This window comes from Allosphingosinicella sp., assembly GCF_036387215.1.
Taxonomy (GTDB): Bacteria; Pseudomonadota; Alphaproteobacteria; order Sphingomonadales; family Sphingomonadaceae; genus Allosphingosinicella.
Map to the genome: position 1 here is coordinate 1 of NZ_DASVUE010000040.1, position 4,624 is coordinate 4,624.

The 4,624-nt window shown below is 68.2% G+C and carries 8 protein-coding genes; 4 read left to right on the top strand and 4 right to left on the bottom strand.

Annotated elements, in window-relative coordinates; translation table 11 throughout:
• A partial coding sequence (locus VF662_RS01790) for a hypothetical protein (RefSeq protein WP_464136994.1) occupies positions 1–552 on the bottom strand: 552 nt, incomplete at its 3' end.
• A 166-nt stretch (positions 553–718) separates the two neighbouring features.
• Between VF662_RS01790 and VF662_RS01795 the strand changes: the two genes are divergently transcribed.
• Together VF662_RS01795 and VF662_RS01800 are read left to right on the top strand one after the other, a co-directional pair.
• Entirely contained in the window at positions 719–982 is a 264-nt protein-coding gene (locus tag VF662_RS01795) for a hypothetical protein (RefSeq protein ID WP_464136996.1), read from the top strand.
• Positions 983–1,066: 84 nt separating this feature from the next.
• Positions 1,067–1,336: a hypothetical protein gene (locus VF662_RS01800; RefSeq protein ID WP_464136998.1), complete on the top strand. Its 270-nt coding sequence runs from the start codon at positions 1,067–1,069 to the stop codon at positions 1,334–1,336.
• A 3-nt stretch (positions 1,337–1,339) separates the two neighbouring features.
• On the opposite strand, the gene VF662_RS01805 is transcribed toward VF662_RS01800, so the two are convergent.
• Complete coding sequence (locus tag VF662_RS01805; RefSeq protein ID WP_464137000.1) at positions 1,340–1,675, bottom strand: VOC family protein; 336 nt, start codon at positions 1,673–1,675, stop codon at positions 1,340–1,342.
• 172 nt (positions 1,676–1,847) lie between these two features.
• On the opposite strand from VF662_RS01805, the gene VF662_RS01810 reads away from it, so the two are divergent.
• A complete protein-coding gene (locus VF662_RS01810) occupies positions 1,848–2,393 on the top strand; it encodes a thermonuclease family protein (protein WP_464137002.1) in 546 nt (181 codons plus the stop codon).
• Positions 2,390–3,568, top strand: a complete 1,179-nt coding sequence (locus VF662_RS01815; protein ID WP_464137005.1) for a sensor histidine kinase — start codon at positions 2,390–2,392, stop codon at positions 3,566–3,568. Before VF662_RS01810 ends, VF662_RS01815 begins: the two co-directional genes overlap by 4 nt.
• 52 nt (positions 3,569–3,620) lie before the next feature.
• Here the strand turns inward: VF662_RS01815 and VF662_RS01820 are convergent, their stop codons facing one another.
• Both VF662_RS01820 and VF662_RS01825 read right to left on the bottom strand, forming a co-directional pair.
• The gene (locus VF662_RS01820; RefSeq protein ID WP_464137007.1) at positions 3,621–4,232 is read right to left on the bottom strand and encodes a fasciclin domain-containing protein; all 612 of its coding nucleotides are present in this window, start codon (positions 4,230–4,232) and stop codon (positions 3,621–3,623) included.
• A gap of 74 nt (positions 4,233–4,306) precedes the next feature.
• Positions 4,307–4,624, bottom strand: a 318-nt coding sequence (locus tag VF662_RS01825) for an anti-sigma factor (RefSeq protein WP_464137010.1), incomplete at its 5' end; no start/stop codon positions are given.

A 4,624-nucleotide genomic window follows, 5' to 3' on the forward strand; every position in this document is an offset into this window, starting at 1 on the left:
ATAGCCGAGCGGCATCGCGGTCGGCAGCCGCCCGCCCGCCATGTCGTGGATCGGCCGGATCTCCGCGACACGGCCGCCCATGTGGATTTCGCCGGCGCGGGTGCGGCCGGAGAGAAGCTTGCCGGGGCGCGCCGGCACTTCTTCGAGGATCAGCCCGGCATCGATCGGTCGGCCGTCGCGGCGGAAGCGGCAGCGATAGGCGAAGCGCTCGGCGGGGAAGCTGACGGAGCCCGCCTGGATCTCGGCCTCGTCGAAGCGGCATTCCCCTTCGAGCACGCCGTCGACGTCGGGGCCGGCGAGCTCGAAGCTTCCGCCGCCGAGATTCCTGACTACTGGGCCGCCGTAGCTGGCGCTGATGCTGGAGCGGGCGAAGCGGCCTTCGCTCGCGCCGAGGCGGAAGCGCCCGCGCTCGCCGCCGCCCATGCCGGTGAGCTCGACCCGCTCGGACGAGGCTGCAAGACCGGAGGGCATGGCGATCCGCGCCTCTTCGACGCACCCGGCCAGACCCGAGGCGGCGCCCAAAGCGAGCGCCAACTTCAACGCAACGTTCATCTACCTCACTCCTTGTTTCAGGAGCGGAATAAACAAGGTGAAGCTTTCGCGGCGCTGAACCCGCGGGGCAGAGTTCGCGATTTGATTTTGGATTGCCCCGGTCGCAATGGCTGGAAAGCGGTCCTTCCCCGGCGTAGCTTGATCGGGGTTTTGGGGGAGAGCCGCCATGTTGATCCACTTGTTCAGGGGGCCGGGACGCATCTTCGGCGTCACCGAAGCGGCCGACGGGGCGAACCTTCCGGCGCGCTATGCGCCCTGGGCCGCGTTCAAGGCCCTGGAGATCGAGGCGGGCAGGGCGCAGCCCGGGCTAAATGTCGACGAGTGCCTTGAGGACCTGTCGCGATACGGCTTCCACATCACGGACGCGCATGTGCGGATCACCGACCGGGCTGCGGCGGGCACGGGAGAGGCTGGAGGAGGCGGGGAGTGAGCGATCGTGGGATCCGGGGCGGCGGCAACCTAGCGGCGGGTTGACCGTTCTTGCCTGTGGTGAGGCAACCACCGGAGAAGGCACATGAAAACCATTCTTTCGGCCTTTGTCGCCGCGTCCCTGATGATCCCGACGGCCGTTCTTGCCCAGAGCCAGGGCGGCAACAGCGCCACCCATAGGCAGGACACGAGGAACGGGATCAACTTCCAGACCCGCGGCGAATGCGAGCGCGCGGCCCAGCGTGCCAATGCGGAAAACAAGCGGGACGGCATCGACGTCCGCAACGAATGCGTGGAGGAGGACGGTCGGTTCTTCCTGCGCGCGACGCCAACGACGACGACGACGCCGAGCTAGGCTTCAGCCCCAGCCGACCCGCACCAGGGTCCCGTCGGGGTCGGAGACGGCGAACTCGCGAAGTCCCCAGGGCTTGTCCTCCGCCTGCGCGCCGAAGCCGGCGGCGAGGGCGTCGACATCGGGTGAATAGAGATAGACGCCGAACGGGTTCCGGTCCGGATCCAGCCAGCCTGGAACCGCTCGGGTCAGGTGGATTGCGGCGCCTCCGGGATCGTGGAGGATGCGGTAGCCTTGCGCTTCGTAGACGGCGACGGCGATGAAGCCGAGCTTCTCGTAGAAGGCCTGGCTCTCGTCGAGGTCGCTGCAGGGGACGATTGCTGCGGCGGAGCGTTTTTCCATACCGGCCCTCCTTCGGAAAAGTAGAACTAACAGGCTCCGCGCCCGATGTCGCTGATTCCGGGCAGGCGCATTTTCGTCGCTGAATCGTCCGCTTTCGTCTCCGAACGCTTCGCTTTGGCGGCATTTTCCGCCCGATCCTCGGCGCGAGACGGCATCGCAGTGGGGCGGATGGATGGCGCTGAACGGTTGGACGAGGCTCAGGACCAGGGTGGGGATCGGCGGTGTCGCGATCGCCGGCATCATCGCCGCGGCACTGCTGTTCATCCTGGTGAACGTGGTGCACGAGGCCGCACCGGCGCAGGTGAATACCGCGCGCGGCAAGCAATTCCCGTGCACCGTCCTCAACGTCTTCGACGGCGATGGGCCGATCGCCTGCTCCGAAAAGGACCAGGAGGGCAAGCAGGTGGTCGTCCGGCTGCGCGGCATCGAGGCGCGGGAACAGGACAACAAATGCCCGCGCGCCGACCTTTGCCCCGCCGCTTCGGGCGAAGAAGCGAAGGCGGCGCTCACGCGGCTGGCGGTGGGGCGGCTCCAGTGCACGTCCTTCGGCCCCTCCTATACGAGGGTGAACGCAAGCTGCCTCACGCCCACGGGAGCCGATCTCAGCTGCGAGATGGTGCGGACCGGGACTGCGGTGCGCTGGCCCGAATATGATCCCGAAGGGCGGCTGAAGCATTGCCTTCCCGCCGCCCGGCCGGCGACGAGCGGCGCGCGTTGAACACCTGGCTCCGCGACGGCTTCAGGAACACCGCCCTCGGCCCGGCGGTGGTGATCTGGGGCTTCGGCTACGTGCTGGTCGATATCGTCGGGTTCCTGCTCGGCAACAGCAGGCTCGGCCTCAATCTCGTCGCCTCCGTTCCGATGTTCGTGCTGGGCGTCGTGCTGACGCTGACGCTCGACAATTTCCGCTGGCACCTGAAGGCGGTGACGCCGGCCATGCGCTGGCCGTTGCTCGTCGTCGCGATCTTCGCGGCAACGGCGATCCATTCGCTGTTCGACCTTTACTGGATGCGCTGGGTGTCGCTCGCGATCTTCCCGGAATGGCAGAAATGGGCGCTGCAGGTGACGCTGGAGCGGCTGTTCACGGCCGGGATCGTCTATCTGTGGACCTTCTGCCTCGCACTCAGCCTGCTCTGGGCGAGCCGCCTCAGGAGCGATGTCGAGGCGAGCGCGGCGCGGGCCGCGAGCGCCGAGGCCGCGGCCGCCCGCGCCGAAGCCTCGCAGCATCAGGCGGAGGCGTCGCTTCACCGCGCCGAAGCGGCCGCGCTCCGCCTCCAGCTCAATCCACACTTCCTCTTCAACAGCCTCAATTCGATCTCCAGCCTGATCGTGCTCGGCCGCGGCCAGGAAGCGGAGGAGATGATGGAGAAATTGTGCGAGTTCCTGAGGGCCTCGCTCAACGCGGATCCAATGGCGGACGTGCCGCTGGCGCAGGAGATCGACAGCGTCGACGCTTATCTGGCGGTCGAATCGATCCGCTTCGGGGAGCGGCTGGAGATCGACATCGACGTGGAGCCGGGCGCTTTGCGGGCGCAGGTTCCGAACTTCATCCTCCAGCCGCTGGTCGAGAATGCGATCAAGCATGGGGTTGCGGAGGTGTCGGGGCCGGCGAGCCTCTCGGTCTCCGCGTCGACGGACGGGGAGGCGCTTACGCTCAGCGTCCGCAATTCCTCCCCCGGGGCGATGGTCCGGAGGAAGAGCGCCGCTCCGGAGCGGTCGCGGCCGGGCATCGGCCTCTCGAACATCCGGCAGCGCCTCGTGAGCTGCTACGGCGATCGCGCCTGGCTGGAGACGGGGCCGGTGAGGGGCGGATACCGGGCGGTGATCCGGCTGCCGCTGGTGACCGGCAACCGGGCGCGGCCCGTGGAGGTCGAAGCCGCCGCTGCCGCTTGAGGCTGCACGGCGGAGGTAAGGCGCCCGCTGCAAGTGCGGGCGCCCCCTCGGGTCAGCCGGGCATCGAGACCGAATCGGTGACGTGGATCACTCCGTTCGACTGCATGACGTCGCCCTGCGTCACGTGGGCGGTGCCTCCCTTTGCATCCGTCAGCATGATCCGGTTGCCCATCATGCTTGCGGTGAGAGTGCCGCCCTGGACGGTGGTGAGACGCGCCTGACCGCCGCCGTCGCGGATGCGCTGCATCAGATCGGCCGCAGTCAGCCTGCCGGGCACGACGTGATAGGTGAGCACGCTCTGCAGCATCGCCTTGTTCTCGGGGCGCATCGCAGCCTGGAGAGTCGCCGCCGGAACCTTCTGGAAGGCGGCGTTGGTGGGCGCGAAGACGGTGAAGGGGCCGGGGCCGGACAGCGTCTCGACGAGGCCGGCGGCCTTCACCGCGGCGACGAGGGTCGTATGATCGCGGGAATTGACCGCATTCTCGACGATCGTCCGCGACGGATACATGGCCGCGCCGCCGACCATGACGGTGCCTTCAGCGCTTGCCGACCGGCCGGACTTGCCGCCGTCATTCATGCCGTCGCCCATCGTCGAGCAGGCGGACAGGGAAAGGGCGGCTGCGGCCGCGGTGAACATCAGGCGAGCGGGGGGAATGGAACGCATATGGACCTCCTGTTGGGGCGCAGCTTCCGTGCTGCTTGAGGAGGTACGGAGCGGGAGCGGCCGCGGATGCGGCTTTAGATGGGGTTCAGGTGGCCGGTGGCGATCACCGGGCCGGTGGGGAGGCCGGTGGGAGAGCCGCCTTCGGGCTCGACCGATATGGCGAGGGTGGCGTTGGCGCCCATCGCCTTCAGCATTGCGGGCGGAACGACGATCTTGCGCGAATGTCCGGCAGTGACGATGCCCAGGGAACGCGGCGCGCCGGAGGCCGGTACCACCCACAGTTCGTGGCTGTGGCCGGCGGCGCCCTGGAGCACTGCCGGAGTGGCGATCAGGCTCCGGGAACGGGCGTCGTAGGTGATGATGAGCGCCGCGGGGCCGCCCTCGGATCCGAG